14 protein-coding genes and 3 pseudogenes are annotated in these 14,938 nt (G+C 39.8%); 5 read left to right on the top strand and 12 right to left on the bottom strand.

What is annotated here, in order from left to right; translation table 11 throughout:
- The first annotated feature begins 107 nt into the window (after positions 1-107).
- Both fdxA and ACT3S9_RS17945 read left to right on the top strand, forming a co-directional pair.
- Complete coding sequence (gene fdxA / locus ACT3S9_RS17950; protein ID WP_441836622.1) at positions 108-431, top strand: ferredoxin FdxA; 324 nt, start codon at positions 108-110, stop codon at positions 429-431.
- Between the two features lie 185 nt (positions 432-616).
- Positions 617-1,585, top strand: a complete 969-nt coding sequence (locus tag ACT3S9_RS17945; protein ID WP_086959932.1) for an IS30 family transposase — start codon at positions 617-619, stop codon at positions 1,583-1,585.
- Between the two features lie 300 nt (positions 1,586-1,885).
- Here the strand turns inward: ACT3S9_RS17945 and ACT3S9_RS17940 are convergent.
- The 11 genes and pseudogenes from ACT3S9_RS17940 to ACT3S9_RS17890 form a co-directional block, all read right to left on the bottom strand.
- Positions 1,886-2,332 (bottom strand): annotated as a pseudogene (locus tag ACT3S9_RS17940) (AbgT family transporter); the annotation flags it as partial.
- A gap of 28 nt (positions 2,333-2,360) precedes the next feature.
- Positions 2,361-3,329, bottom strand: coding sequence for an IS30 family transposase (locus ACT3S9_RS17935; protein WP_086959932.1), 969 nt, complete (start codon positions 3,327-3,329; stop codon positions 2,361-2,363).
- Positions 3,330-3,416: 87 nt separating this feature from the next.
- Positions 3,417-4,082: pseudogene (locus ACT3S9_RS17930) on the bottom strand (AbgT family transporter); the annotation flags it as partial.
- Between the two features lie 62 nt (positions 4,083-4,144).
- Positions 4,145-4,897, bottom strand: coding sequence for an IS21-like element helper ATPase IstB (istB, locus tag ACT3S9_RS17925; RefSeq protein ID WP_208835222.1), 753 nt, complete (start codon positions 4,895-4,897; stop codon positions 4,145-4,147).
- Positions 4,890-6,383: an IS21 family transposase gene (gene istA, locus ACT3S9_RS17920; protein WP_443490040.1), complete on the bottom strand. Its 1,494-nt coding sequence runs from the start codon at positions 6,381-6,383 to the stop codon at positions 4,890-4,892. The genes istB and istA overlap by 8 nt, the downstream gene beginning before the upstream one ends.
- Positions 6,384-6,472: 89 nt before the next feature.
- Positions 6,473-6,970, bottom strand: a pseudogene (locus tag ACT3S9_RS17915) (AbgT family transporter); the annotation flags it as partial.
- 463 nt (positions 6,971-7,433) lie between these two features.
- On the bottom strand, positions 7,434-7,694 hold the full coding sequence (locus tag ACT3S9_RS17910) for a DUF3081 domain-containing protein (protein ID WP_441835505.1): 261 nt from the start codon (positions 7,692-7,694) through the stop codon (positions 7,434-7,436).
- 284 nt (positions 7,695-7,978) lie between these two features.
- Positions 7,979-8,782 carry a DUF1338 domain-containing protein gene (locus ACT3S9_RS17905; RefSeq protein WP_441835506.1) on the bottom strand — a complete coding sequence of 268 codons (804 nt, stop codon included), beginning with the start codon at positions 8,780-8,782 and terminating at the stop codon, positions 7,979-7,981.
- Between the two features lie 41 nt (positions 8,783-8,823).
- Entirely contained in the window at positions 8,824-10,305 is a 1,482-nt protein-coding gene (astD, locus tag ACT3S9_RS17900; RefSeq protein WP_441835507.1) for a succinylglutamate-semialdehyde dehydrogenase, read from the bottom strand.
- Between the two features lie 21 nt (positions 10,306-10,326).
- Positions 10,327-11,361: an arginine N-succinyltransferase gene (gene astA, locus ACT3S9_RS17895; RefSeq protein ID WP_441835508.1), complete on the bottom strand. Its 1,035-nt coding sequence runs from the start codon at positions 11,359-11,361 to the stop codon at positions 10,327-10,329.
- Between the two features lie 46 nt (positions 11,362-11,407).
- On the bottom strand, positions 11,408-12,613 hold the full coding sequence (locus ACT3S9_RS17890; protein WP_441835509.1) for an aspartate aminotransferase family protein: 1,206 nt from the start codon (positions 12,611-12,613) through the stop codon (positions 11,408-11,410).
- Positions 12,614-12,807: 194 nt separating this feature from the next.
- Between ACT3S9_RS17890 and ACT3S9_RS17885 the strand changes: the two genes are divergently transcribed.
- From ACT3S9_RS17885 to ACT3S9_RS17875, 3 genes are all read left to right on the top strand, one after another.
- Entirely contained in the window at positions 12,808-13,236 is a 429-nt protein-coding gene (locus tag ACT3S9_RS17885; protein WP_441835511.1) for an Lrp/AsnC family transcriptional regulator, read from the top strand.
- 112 nt (positions 13,237-13,348) lie between these two features.
- A complete protein-coding gene (locus ACT3S9_RS17880; RefSeq protein WP_441835512.1) occupies positions 13,349-13,714 on the top strand; it encodes an STAS/SEC14 domain-containing protein in 366 nt (121 codons plus the stop codon).
- Between the two features lie 15 nt (positions 13,715-13,729).
- Complete coding sequence (locus ACT3S9_RS17875) at positions 13,730-13,975, top strand: DUF6868 family protein (RefSeq protein WP_441835513.1); 246 nt, start codon at positions 13,730-13,732, stop codon at positions 13,973-13,975.
- A 37-nt stretch (positions 13,976-14,012) separates the two neighbouring features.
- Here the strand turns inward: ACT3S9_RS17875 and ACT3S9_RS17870 are convergent, their stop codons facing one another.
- On the bottom strand, positions 14,013-14,930 hold the full coding sequence (locus ACT3S9_RS17870; protein WP_441835514.1) for a hypothetical protein: 918 nt from the start codon (positions 14,928-14,930) through the stop codon (positions 14,013-14,015).
- Positions 14,931-14,938: the final 8 nt, after the last annotated feature.

Raw genomic sequence — 14,938 nt, 5'->3', positions numbered from 1 at the left:
ATATTACGTTAAATTAAGCTGTGATGGCAGTGATTATTTATTGTATTTTTGTGGCGGTTGGGTATTATTCGCCTTCGTTTACTTCGTAATTTTGAGCATATAAAAAAATGGCTTTTGTCGTTACTGAAAACTGTATTAAATGTAAGTACACCGATTGTGTAGCTGTTTGCCCAACCGATGCGTTTTACGAAGGCCCCAACTTTTTGGCAATTAGTCCTATCGATTGTATTGATTGTGGTTTATGTGTACCCGAATGCCCTGCAGAAGCGATTTATCAAGAAGGTGAATTGCCTGATGGGCAAAAAAACTTTACTGAATTAAACGCAGAGCTAGCATTACTTTGGCCGCGGATCACGCAAATAAAACTAGCCCCAATAGATGCCGACAGCTGGAATGGTGTTGCTAATAAACTAAAACTAATTGAAATTTAAGTAATCCCTGCCTTATTTAAGTTGTTTTAAATGTAATCTAATTAAACGATTAATTATTTTAAAATTAATCGTGACATTAATCTTCGTCCTAATTACACCTAAATTCGGATAATAAGTGCAATTTCTCAGATTAGATGGCCAGCTGTTATAATTCGGCCATTTTCTCGCCAAAGGAAATTGCTTTAATGAAATATAAACAGCTGACACAAGAAGAAAGATACCAGATTTACGCGTTAATAAAAGCAGGAAATAACCAAAAGCAGATAGCTGAAGAACTAACTCGTTCACCGTCATCTATTTCTAGAGAGCTAAAACGCAATAAAGGACTTAAAGGCTATCGGCCTAACCAAGCCAATAACTTTGCTGAACAAAGACGTAAGTCATCTTTCAAAGCAAGTAAGTTAACAGAGGACGTCACTCACTGGATTAATAAATTGTTGCATGACGGACTTTCCCCTGAGCAAGTGGCAGGCCGCTTAGCTTTAGAGAAACAGGTCGTTTTACATCATGAAACAATTTATCAATATATTTACAGAGACAAGGCTCGTGGTGGCAAGCTACATAAGACACTCACTCGTGCATGTAAAAAGTATAAAAAACGCTATGGAAGCTATGATAAACGTGGACAGATAGTTAATCGAGTCAGCATTGATGAACGCCCAAGTATTGTGGATTCAAAGTCTAGGATTGGTGATTGGGAGGGCGATACAGTGATAGGTAAAGGGCGTAAAAATGCGCTTGTCACAATGGTTGAACGTAAAACGTTATATACAGTCGTTCACAGAATTGAAAGCAAGCATGCGAAAATAACAGCCGATGCGCTGATCACGTGTATGACACCATATAAAGGTAAGGTTATTACCGTGACGTTAGATAATGGAAAAGAGTTTGCTCACCATGAGCATGTTGCACAAAAATTAGAAGCTGATGTGTATTTCGCTCATCCCTATTCATCATGGGAGCGGGGCATAAATGAGAATACCAACGGCTTACTTAGACGCTTCTTCCCCAAGGGAACTGACTTTATGGCGCTAAGTGAAGCAGAGATACAGGCGGCAGTTGATAAGCTCAACCATCGGCCAAGAAAAACAAGAGGGTATAAAACCCCTCATGAATTATTTACGGGGCAATCAGAAGTTCTGGTGGCTGCATAATGATTGCACTTAATACTTGAATTCAAGACATCTAAATTTTGCGTTAGTCCTAAATTAACGGCAAACGTATTATCTAATGAGATTCTTTTATAAAACCCATATTATTAACTAACTATGGCGATACATGTGATGGCTTTAAGCATAAAGCTGAAGGGTGAGGGTGAATGGACATAAATCAGATAAAGTATATTGTTAAGCGTGAAAGAGTCGTATTAAATAGAGTAAGCGTATTTGTGTTACGTTTTGAGATGTTAAAAATGAGCACCCTCTAGGCGGGCGCTCAAATTTATAATGATATATTTAAGGTGTATAATAAATCGGCGAACCGGGGCCTACTGGGAAGCCAAATACGAAAACCCATAAATAAAAGAGCACCACCCAGCCTACAAAAAAGATCATACTGTATGGCAGCATAGTCGCGACTAAGGTACCAATGCCCATATTCTTTTTATACTTTGTTGCAACAGCGAGTATAAGTCCAAAATAACTCATCATTGGGGTGATAAGGTTCGTTACTGAATCACCAATACGATAAGCTGCTTGAATAGTTTCTGGTGCATAACCAATTAGCATGAGCATAGGAACGAAAATAGGTGCAGTCACTGCCCATTGTGCTGATGACGATCCTAAACTTAGGTTTACTAAGGCACACATTATTATAAACAGTACAAATACCTCAGGCCCTGTTAGGTTTAGAGCTTGTAAAAGTGCCGCGCCATTAATTGCTAATATAGTGCCTAAATTGGTCCTTGAATTCAAGTATTAAGTGCAATCATTATGCAGCCACCAGAACTTCTGATTGCCCCGTAAATAATTCATGAGGGGTTTTATACCCTCTTGTTTTTCTTGGCCGATGGTTGAGCTTATCAACTGCCGCCTGTATCTCTGCTTCACTTAGCGCCATAAAGTCAGTTCCCTTGGGGAAGAAGCGTCTAAGTAAGCCGTTGGTATTCTCATTTATGCCCCGCTCCCATGATGAATAGGGATGAGCGAAATACACATCAGCTTCTAATTTTTGTGCAACATGCTCATGGTGAGCAAACTCTTTTCCATTATCTAACGTCACGGTAATAACCTTACCTTTATATGGTGTCATACACGTGATCAGCGCATCGGCTGTTATTTTCGCATGCTTGCTTTCAATTCTGTGAACGACTGTATATAACGTTTTACGTTCAACCATTGTGACAAGCGCATTTTTACGCCCTTTACCTATCACTGTATCGCCCTCCCAATCACCAATCCTAGACTTTGAATCCACAATACTTGGGCGTTCATCAATGCTGACTCGATTAACTATCTGTCCACGTTTATCATAGCTTCCATAGCGTTTTTTATACTTTTTACATGCACGAGTGAGTGTCTTATGTAGCTTGCCACCACGAGCCTTGTCTCTGTAAATATATTGATAAATTGTTTCATGATGTAAAACGACCTGTTTCTCTAAAGCTAAGCGGCCTGCCACTTGCTCAGGGGAAAGTCCGTCATGCAACAATTTATTAATCCAGTGAGTGACGTCCTCTGTTAACTTACTTGCTTTGAAAGATGACTTACGTCTTTGTTCAGCAAAGTTATTGGCTTGGTTAGGCCGATAGCCTTTAAGTCCTTTATTGCGTTTTAGCTCTCTAGAAATAGATGACGGTGAACGAGTTAGTTCTTCAGCTATCTGCTTTTGGTTATTTCCTGCTTTTATTAACGCGTAAATCTGGTATCTTTCTTCTTGTGTCAGCTGTTTATATTTCATTAAAGCAATTTCCTTTGGCGAGAAAATGGCCGAATTATAACAGCTGGCCATCTAATCTGAGAAATTGCACTTATTATCCGAATTTAGGGTCCACTTAAAAAATGCTACAAACTGCGCTGCAAAAAATACCAGTACAATATATAAGCCCATTGAGCTCATACTTTTACTCATTGCATTTATTACATCTTTATCATTTTTCATCGTGCCGACTACTCGACCATAAACAAAACCAGGAATACCAAAAGTAACAAATATAAATACCACAATTCCTTTAAGAAAAGGGGAGTGGGCTACTAAGCCTGTTTCTGGGTTACGTAAAATGCCATCATCAGGAACGATGGTCCACGCCAGTAATAATGAAACGATTAATAACGATAAACCTGCCCATTTTAAGCCTGATTTTTCTTTACTTGTTAATCCGCTTATATCGTTGTTAGGTAAATCATTACTGGCTTCATCAGGGTTATATTTTCCTAATCGTGGCTCAACTATTTTTTCTGTTACTAAGGTGCCAAGTACTGCAATGAGTAACACTGATATCATCATAAAATACCAGTTGGCTTCTGCACCGACTTGGTAGTTAGGATCGATCATTTGTGCTGCGGGTGTGGTGATACCAGCAAGTAGTGGGTCAATTGTGCCTAACAGTAAGTTTGCACTATAGCCGCCTGAAACCCCGGCAAAAGCAGCGGCTAAACCAGCAAGTGGGTGACGACCAAGGCTGTGGAATATCATTGCAGCTAGGGGGATCATATCTAGCGTCAATTAACTTGGCCGGTTCCGCGTCAATTATCTTGGCCGGTTGACACCGAATTTTATTTGCTCTTATTGAGCGCTGTTTTGCGTCGGTAACTTTCACCTTCGCAATGAATAATCGTTGCATGATGAACCAAGCGATCTATTGCCGCTACAGTCATCGTTGAATCATCAAATAGTTCATCCCATTGTTCGAATGATTTGTTTGATGTGATGATCATGCTGTGTCGCTCATAGCGATGGGCTATCAATTCAAACAGCACGCTCGTTTCCTGTTCCGTTTTTCGTACGTAACCAACGTCATCAACGATTAATAAGCTGTATTTATCGAGCTTTACAAGTTCGTCTTGCAAGCGTAAATGTCGCTTTGCTTGCTGGAGTTGTTGAACAATCGCTGACGCGGCAACAAACTTAACTTTATGGCCCTGCTCGATAAGGCCATAACCGATACTACTGGCGATATGCGTTTTACCAAGACCACTGGCGCCAAATAGCAATATATTGCCACCGTGCTTCAACCAATCCGGCTGATTTATTAAATCAGCAACAAGGGGCTTACTAACCCCATCAACAAGGGTAAAGTCGAAGCTGCTAAGGTGTTTACCCACGGGCAATTTTGCATCTTTTAAAAGCCGCTGAAGGCGTTTATCATCGCGTGTCGCAAGTTCAATATGGCACAGCTCAGATAAGTATTGCTGTGGGCTCCATTGTTCTTCTATCGCTTTTTTGCCCAGGGTATTCCACTGTTGAAGCATGGTGCTAAGCTTTAATTGTTTCAGCATTAAAGGTAACGAGGCCGTGAAGTTATCCATGTAGACCTCCCGGTATCATGCTGCTATAAGCGCTCAAGCTGTGTTGCTTTATTGTTATTGTGGGTATGTTTGATGCAATCACTAAAAATTGCGCTTCACATTCTCGGATGGCCGGTAATTGTCGCTGAGTAATTGACGCTGCTACAAATCGTCCTAATTGACGTTCGCACCCACTTTGTTTTGCTAAATGGAGCAGTTTTACCATGTAATAGCTCGCTTCATCCGCTAAAAGGTGGGCATTAACGTATTCCCAAATAGCTTTGTAATTGTCGCTTGGAAGTAAGTCGTCACGTAGTTGTGAGTAGCGAAATGCCAATGGTTTTTTAACCAGTGCGTCAATAACATGCAAGTAACTAATATTACGTGCACGGCATCCTTTAGAAGCATAGACACGCGCTAACGTTTGAACTAAATCGCTGCCATAGTGCAGCTCTAAACGGTTGTCATATAAACGAACCAGTAATCGGCTACCAATAAGGCGTGACGGGACGCTATAGGTAACACGTTTCAATGAAATAGTACTCGTACGTGACACCGTTAGATAATGCTCGGTGTAATTGACGCTCATCGTCCGTGGTAAAGCATGTAATTGTCGCTGCTCTACTGCGTATTTATCACTTACACGGCGATTACGGCGAGCTACAATGTCGGCAACAAACGATTCATAGACTTCTCTTGTCTGAAAGTCATAACTACCACGGATTTTTAATGCTTGCTCCAGTTGCGATTTAAGATGCCCATGAGGGCTCTCAATAGCCCCATTTTCATGCGCAATACCGCGGTTATTGCGGGTCGCTTTAAAGCCATAATGGGTGACTAATTCATTAAAGCGCTCTGTAAAATCGTTATCATTAGTGTGATTACGATAGGCGGCACTCAGACTGTCTGTACGCACTTCTTTAGGCACACCGCCGGCTGCTTTAAATGCGTTTTGCACGCCATCAGAAAAAGCAGCAAAGCTTTCACCGCCGTAGATCACTTGGGCGTAAGCCCAGCCACTGGCGGGCATACGATAATGAAACAACATATGCTTTAAGGGTTCACTAGCAATGGTAACGGGTGACTTCACATGTGTAAAATCACACATACCTAATAGGCCATACTCGTGTGTTTGCAGGAATACGACCTCTTTACTTGAGCCATACAGTGCCCGCCATTTATGAATTCGACGCTCTAATGTACGCCGTGAGCTAGGGTTAAATTTGTCGGTGTGAAACTCGCAAAGGTGATCAAAAATTCCCACCGGAGTTAACGTTGCATCACCTTGAAGTAGAGGGACAACAATACTGTCCCAGATAGACTCAAGTGGATCTATACGCGTTCGCCATTGGCGTTTATTAGACAATGGCTGCTCATCCAGTTTATCAATGCGCCTTGCTGAACGTTCTGAAATACCTGCTTTCGCAGCCGCGATAACTTGGCTATTACGTTTTCTATGTTTCATATAAATAGTGACCTGCTGATCAGTGATTCGTGTTCCCGGCACAGTGAACTCCTCCGTTCTGCTGTACCGAACCTTATCAGATCAACCGGCCAAGATAATTGTCGCTAGACCGGCCACCGTAATTGTCGCTTAATAGGGATCAACACGACATAACCCAGCTCAGATGCTGTATTTGATAAAATGGCGGCAAATACCACCATAAAAGTAACTAAGCGTTTAGATGCCCCCATTACCATACCGCGCATGGCTGCTGATAATAGCCCTGAATGTTCAGCCACACTAACGCCAAGTAATGCAACTAACACAGTGCCAAGCGGTGCAAATCCTGTAAAGTTAGTAACTAAGCCTGTGACTATTTTTTGTAAGCCTTCAGCGCTTAATAAACTGACTACTTCAATTACACCATCAGGGTCGCGACCGGCGGCTCCTTCTGGGCGGGGATCTATAGCACTCAAACCCATCCAGTCAGCGAAACCACTAAATAAAACGATTGCTATGCAAAATAGTGCGAACAGCGTGATCGGATGGGGGAGCATATTCCCTAAAAACTCAACTGTAGCTAAAAATCGATTAAACCAACCACTACTTTGTTGTTCACTATTATTAGCTGAGCCTTGTGATTTTGACATACTATTCTCTATAATTTAAAAACCGACAATAAAGTATCATTATAAAGAGCATATTTCATGGGGTGGGCTTTAAAATAAATTAGTAATGTAACTAATTTATTACACGCTTATAGCGTCTAATAGTAATTTGATTAAAACAGTGGGTTAAATAACTCAATTACAAGTTACTTATAGTCAACAGTATAAATGAAGATAGCAATTGTAAGAATTGCGATAGGTCATATTTCGCACTTATTAGTGCGCTATATTCCTGTTGTAATAATAGAGCACTAACTTAATATGGTAGGGGCAATAAAAAACGGCCCTCTCTTTTGAAAGCCGTTATTTTCTATACTAGGTTAAGTTTTGGCTAAATGATGTTTAGTTTATTAAGGGCACTTTTTCAAGTTCTAAAGAAACAAAAAGCTGTTTACTATAAGTATTCTAGTGTTTTACTTAGGCTTGGTCTTTATTCTTATAGTGTTTATAAGGCTTCGCTTGCGATGTTACTAAGTTTTTTTAGAAAGTCGTCTTTGTGCTTTTCATGTTCATAATCAAGATGGTAAGTATTATGAAAGCCAAAACGCAGTACGACCCCACTGCCTTGCAAATAAACGGTGTACCCATCAACGTCTGAGTAAGCAGTGACTCCTTGATAATGCTTTCCCTCGGGGGTCTGCTCACCTTGTTGTATCACACGTTCATAAACAGCTAAAATTTGCTTATTATCAATTTCGTTTTTCATAATTTATCCTCGACCTTTCCTTACGTGTAAACGTGTAGAACAGTTTAACTTAAAATGTCGTTTTTATCATGGTGGTGCTTGAAAACTGATTAAACAAAATCGCGCAGGGTGGTTAATAAGTTAACACTTAAAACGCCTATCGAAGGCAAAATATTTTATTTTGATTGCTTAAGGTATTTAGAGGGATTGATTATACGCACTAGTGAGTTTTATTAGCTAAAATGCAACTTAAGACTTTTCAAAGTAAGCCCTAAGTTGCATGCTCAGTTTTGTTGTAGCAGAAATTAGCGAGCGTTGGTACTTTCAAAAATTTTGTCAGCAGATGCGGCCACAAAACCTGTGTAAATTTCACCATCAGGTTTATTGTAACGAAGTGCAAACTCGTAAAAGCAGCTTGGTACGGTCATTTTGCCATCGTTAAATGTAACTGCAAAGTCATCAGCAAGGGTTGATGATTGCTCAAGTAAGACTTCAGGTGAGCCTTTTACTTCACCACCTGATGTATTTAATTGAAATCCTGCATCTTTAAGCACTTGGTTCACCTCTTCGATATTTTCGAATTTAGCAAGCTCATTAATGTTTACAGTAAAGTGATTTGCACGATAACCCCACGCAGACATCCAAGCCGCGTATTCACTTTCGGCGAGTAGCTTCTTATACGTATCAGAACTTACTTGCCAGTGTGTTCCTGAATATAAAAAGTTATCAGCAGTTACGGCGTCTTCATCAATGCTTGCGACCATATCATTAACGATACTTTGTAATTCGGTTGAACACTTTTCTACGAGTAGCTCTGAGATAAATACTTTTGGTTGTGTGGTATCTGGATGCTCGTAATGCTTAGCGTAGAGTTTTTTTGCTTCAAAATGATATTCACCACACTCTTTATAACCGACGGCTAAAAAATGAGCTGCTAGTTTTTCAAGACCAATTTTTTCATGGTTAAAAGTACGTAGCGCAATGTGATCGTTTATTACGCCGTCTTTTTGCGTCGAGCCTAATAATTCATGAACCTTTACAGCCGAAGGCGTTACTTCAAGGTAATTTTGCCATAAATTGTCAAATAGTGTGTTTATATCGGTATGCATGTTTAATTCCTTAATATAAGGCTGCTAACACAGCCAATTAATTATTCAATAATTAAGCCCGGTGCAAGCTTTTCAGGCAAGTTAACTTTGTTAGCTTCAACAGAAGCAACGGGGTAAGCGCAGTAATCAGCAGCATAGTAGGCGCTGGCTCTATGGTTACCACTGGCACCAATACCGCCAAATGGAGCTGCACTTGAAGCACCAGTAATAGGGCGGTTCCAGTTAACAATACCGGCACGAATGCGCTTTAAAAAGTGGTCATAATCTTCGCTTTTGTCACTTAACAAACCTGCAGATAAACCAAATGAAGTGTTGTTTGCTTCATCAATGGCATTATCAAAGTCAGTGTAACGATAGACCTTAATTAATGGGCCAAAGTGCTCTTCATCAGGCATATGGGTGACATTGGTAACATCAATGATGCCTGGGCTGACGAAGCCGGTGTTTGCTTTTAAGTGTTTAAGTTCGACCAGCGATTGTGCACCTAGATCAAGCAGCTGCTGCTGTGCTGCAACCATGCCAAGTGCCGCTTTAGTACTTATCATTGCGCCCATAAATGGTTGCTCTGATGCGAAGCTGTCGTCTACTTTAATGTTTTTAGTCGCACTAATGAGCTTTTCTAAAATAGCATCGCCATTTTCTGACTTTTCAATAAACACGCGGCGTGCACAGGTGCAACGTTGGCCTGAAGTAATAAAGCCTGACTGAATTATATCGTGCACTGCAGCACTAATATCAGCAACACCTTTGATTACTAACGGGTTATTACCCCCCATTTCTAGAGCCAAAATTTTACCTGGGTGACCGGCAAATTGTTTATGCAATAAGTGCCCTGTATTTGAACTGCCAGTAAAAAATAGTCCGTCAATGTCTTGATGGCTAGCAAGCGCTTTCCCCGTTTCTACTTCACCTTGAACAAGGTTAATAACACCGGCAGGTAGACCCGCTTTTAACCAAAGAGCTAAAGTATATTCAGCAACATGCGGGGTGAGTTCTGATGGTTTAAATACCACGGTATTTCCCGCTAAAATTGCTGGCACAATATGACCGTTTGGTAAGTGACCCGGAAAGTTATAAGGACCAAAAATAGCAACTACACCATGGGGTTTATGGCGAATAAACGCTTTAGCACCAGGCATAGGATTTTCGGTGATGCCTGTGCGCTCATTATGTGCTTTAATCGAAATAGCTACTTTACCTGTCATAGCACCGACTTCGGTGCGGGTTTCCCAAATTGGCTTACCCGTTTCACTAGCGATAATGCTGGCAAATTCTTCGCTATTTTCTTTTAACTGACTAACAAAATTTTCAAGCACCGCAATACGCTCTTCAATTGGCGATTCTGCCCATGCAGTTTGTGCTTGTCGAGCTGACTCTATAGCTGTACCAACTTGTTCTGGGCTCGCAGTCTTACCTTGCCATACAATTTCGTTATTACTTGGGTTAAGTGAGCTAAAATCATGGCCAAGACCTGCTTGCCAAAGATTATTGATTAACTGTTTACCTTGATTTTCTACTGTCATTATAAATTCCTAACGTGGTGGTTACAGACGGAAGAACCGCGCTGCATCCCCTTGTTTTAATTTAAGTGCATCGGCTACATCTTTACTGATTATCAACGTATGTTTAGCATGGTTGTAGTGTGCATGCTTAGTAAAGGTGGCTCTAAAGTCATTTACGCCTTGATTACAAATAGCCAAGGTGTCTGAACTTTGCTGGTTGATATGATCAAGTTCACCGATGGTGATTGGACATACTAGCGATTCGCGAACGCTGCGAATATTTCCCAGTTTTGCTTCAACGGTAGGGCCTGCGTCAAATAAATCCACATAACCGCGATGCTCAAAGCCTTCTTTTTCAAGTAGTTTAAGAGCTGGCTTGGTTTTATCATGTACCTTACCAATTACCGCTTGAGCTTTTTTACTTAGCAAGTTGGCATAAATGGGGTATTTAGGCATCAGTTCGCTGATAAATACTTTATCGCCCAAGCCAACTAAGTGATCTGCTTGTGGGAATTCAATACTAAAAAAGTGTTCTTCAAGCCATTGCCAAAAAGGTGAATGGCCATTGTCGTCACTCACACCACGCATTTCAGCAATAATCGTATCGGCAAATCGCTCGCTGTGCTGCGCCATAAATAAAAAACGTGAGCGTGATAAAAAACGACCAGCTAGTCCTTTGCGGCTTTCTTCGCGTAAAAAGAGTGTGCAAATTTCCGAGCAACCAGTGTAGTCATTACACATGCTGAGGATATCAACGGTGTTATAGACATTCAAAGTCGGTGAATGATGTACTGTTTTACCTAAATGATAATGGTATAAAGGCACGTTCATACCTACGGCTGCCTCAATGGCAGTTGTACCGACTATTTTTCCGGTTTTACTATCTTCTAAAACAAATAAATAGGTTTCATCTTGTGGCTGATTAATGTCTTTTGCGAAGCTTCTTTCTGCACGCTCAATTTTCTGAAGCAATAAAGCATCATTCACAGGTAACGAGGTAAAACCATGACCTGATTCGATGGCTATTTGCTTAAGTGAAGCAAAGTCATTCGCGGTAATAGGACGTAATACTTGCATTTAATTATTTACTCCACTGGCGTACTGGTCGCACGCCATAAAGGGTTTAACCATTAACGACATCAGCGACTGCCTTTTCAAAGCGCGCTAGTCCTTCTGTAATATCACCATGTGGAATAACTAATGAAGGAGTGAAGCGAATTACATTTGTGCCGGCAACTAAACTCATTAAACCATGCTTAATGCCTGCAACTAAGAAATCTCGTGCACGACCATTGTATTTGTCGTTTAGTACAGCACCTAGTAATAGGCCTTTACCACGGATTTCACTAAATACGTTGTATTTTTCATTAATTGCAGCAAAACTATCGCGAAATAGTTGTTCACGCTCTTTAACGCCCGCAAGTACCTCTGGAGTATTAACGGTATCAAACGCCGCTTCTGCTACAGCACATGCTAGCGGGTTGCCGCCATATGTAGAACCATGTGTGCCTATTTTTAGATGTGAGGCTATCTCTGTAGTGGTGATCATTGCGCCAATAGGAAATCCGCCGCCAAGCGCTTTTGCGGTTGTTAAAATATCAGGTGTTACGCCTAATTCTTCATACGCGTAAAGTGAACCTGTACGACCTACACCGGTTTGTACTTCATCAAAAATGAGGAGCGCGTTATGTTTATCGCAAAGATCGCGTACACCTTTAATAAAATCACTTTGTGGTGAAATAATACCGCCTTCACCTTGGAGTGGTTCCATCATTACGGCACAAGTTTTATCGCTGATAAGCGCTTCAAATGCCGCAAGATCATTATAATCACAATGGTCGATAGCTTGTGGCTTAGGGCCAAAACCGTCTGAGTAAGCTGCTTGACCACCAACCGTTACAGTAAAAAAGGTACGGCCATGAAAACCTTTATTAAAGGCAATAATTTGGCTTTTATCTTCGCTATGGTTATCAATAGCAAAACGACGAGCTAATTTTAATGCTGCTTCGTTTGCTTCAGCCCCTGAGTTTGCAAAGTATACTTTGTTAGCGAATGTGGCATCAGTCATTTTTTTAGCTAAACGTAGTGCTGGCTCATTAGTCATTACATTTGATAGGTGCCAAATTTTTTCACCTTGCTCTTTCAATGCACCAACCAGTGCCGGGTGGCAATGGCCTAAACAGTTAACCGCAATACCACCTGCAAAGTCGATGAACTCTTTATCATTTTGATCCCATACGCGTGAGCCTTGACCTCGAACTGGGATCACTTCAGAAGGATTATAGTTTGGTACCATTACGTCGTTGAATAATTCTCTTGTTACTTGCATTGTTAACACCTAAATTTAATGAATATGAAAATAATAAAATTGCAAAATATTGCTTATTGAGAGATGCAATTTACTGATTTGAAAATTATTATTATTAATTACCCCCATTATCAGAGTTATGAGTGTAAATTTGTAGTGCTATTTTGTGAAAAATGACTAGAATAAAAGTCATATTGACTAGGTGGATTAGCAAAATGATAACTGAACAAGACGAAAAACTACTTTCTATACTGCGTACAAATGCGCGAGCCAGTGTTTCTGACTTAGCAAGAGCGCTTAACTTATCACGTTCAACGGTACAAAGCAGAATGCTTAAGCTTGAGGAATCAGGGGTTATTAAAGGCTATAGTGTTGATTATGGTGATGCCTATTTAAGCGCGATGGTGTCGGCGCATGTATCAATTAAGGTTGAACAAAAGTTGACCACTAAAACCAATGTAGAACTCAAACAAATTGATGCTATTTCTCAGCTTTATGCAATCAGTGGTGAGTTTGATTTAATTGCCGTAGTGCAGGCACAAAATCTAGAGCAGTTGAGCCATTTATTAGATGATATAGGTAACTTAGATGGGGTAGAGCGTACTACTTCCTCTGTGATTTTAGAGACCAAATTTAAACGTTAAAAGAGCTTTGTTGACAGCTTCTCCTTATTTTTACTAGTTTATTAAGGTTGCCTTTTCATTACGTTTAATGGATTGTATTACAAAAGTTGAAATAATTAATTAGGAACAATTTATGATTGAAAAATTACCGCAAAGTGATGGTGCTGTTATTGGTGTTGAAGTGTCGGGTAGTATTTCAGCAGCTGAAGAGGCACAGTGGGTTAAATATTTTGACGAGCTAATCGCAGAGCATGGGACCATAAATATTTTAGTTGTACTAGATGGTAAATTAAATATGGGTTTGGATGTCGCTTATGATGATTTAAAATGGACATTTAAACACTTAAAAAATATGAATAAGTTAGCAATTGTATCGCAAAGTAAAGTACTTGATTTGCTTGTCACACTCGATAGTCCTTTTGGGAAGTTAGTGGGTATTTCGGAGAAGCATTTTAAGTTAAATGAGCTAGAGAATGCATGGAGTTGGGTGAGAGAATAACTTAAGGAGCGCTTTATGCTCGATTTATCAGTTTTAACCTCTTTTTTTGGCTGGATGTCAGTAATAAATATTGTTTTTTTGGGGCTAGCTGGGAGCTTACTTATAGTACTAAATAAAAGTATAAGTAAATTGCACCGCAATATGTTTGGTATTACAGACTCAGATGTAAGAAAAGCTTATTTTAATTATCTGGCCAACTATAAAATTTTTGTATTTGTTTTTAACTTAGTACCATATATCACTTTAAAGATAATTAATTAGTTTCATCCAATGTTTAAGTGTACCTATTAGTTTTATGTTAACTATGTGGTACTTTTCGGATGATGGTTTTTTCAACTTCATCGAGTTTTATAACATAGGCGTTGCCGCCAATACCTTTAAACTCTTCATCAGTAAAGATAATTGTGTTGTCATCATAAAACGTAATAGCTTCTTTTTGAGTAACAATACCTAAATCTATGTGTGACACATCGGCTGAGAAAAACGCATCACCTTTGAAGTTTTCAAATAGCCAAATGCTAGTTGAATCAAGTAGTACTAGTTTTTTTCGATCGGGACTGAGCGCTGCTGAGGTGATCCAACAGAGTTTTTCTAGTGTGGTGCAAGTTTTAAATGAATCAACTAGTTCAGCGTCAAAGTTTGCTGCATGGTCACCTACTTTGTAAACATTAGTGATACCATTGAATGGCTTAGTGCGGTTCTTAGTAAATAAATATAGATTGCGACCAAAGGCTACGAAAGCCTCTAAATCAAAGTTGCGCTTGTCAGGCTCAACAGGGCTGCCATCAAGCTCAGGATAAGTAAATTTGATGATTTCCGCTTCAGTCGTATTACTTTTTATATCAATAGGATTTTCTATTTTATAAATAGTTAACCATTTACGTTCTTGTTTATTATTACCAAAATCCCCTAAAAAGAAATGGCCAAAATCGTTTTGGGTCATGTCTTCCCAATCAATATTCTTAGCATTAGAAACTAAAATTTCTTTTGATATTTGACCTTTATCGTCCAAACGATATAGTTTTGGATCATTGCCACCATCATTAATAGCCCAAAGATGGTTAAACTTATCAAGTTCAATGCCTGAGATTTCTTTTAGTTTGGGGGCAACCGACAGTTGTTTTTTACTGTAAAGAGTATAAATTGATTTGTCAACAGTAATTGAGCAAGTAATGATCAGTAAAACAATAAAGGTATATGCACTTTTTTTTAGCATGAATCTGC

This window comes from Pseudoalteromonas sp. AOP31-A2-14 (assembly GCF_052378035.1).
In the GTDB taxonomy this organism is placed as follows: Bacteria; Pseudomonadota; Gammaproteobacteria; order Enterobacterales; family Alteromonadaceae; genus Pseudoalteromonas.
Note: the sequence above shows the minus strand (reverse complement) of the source record. Positions and strands in the feature narration are given on the sequence as shown.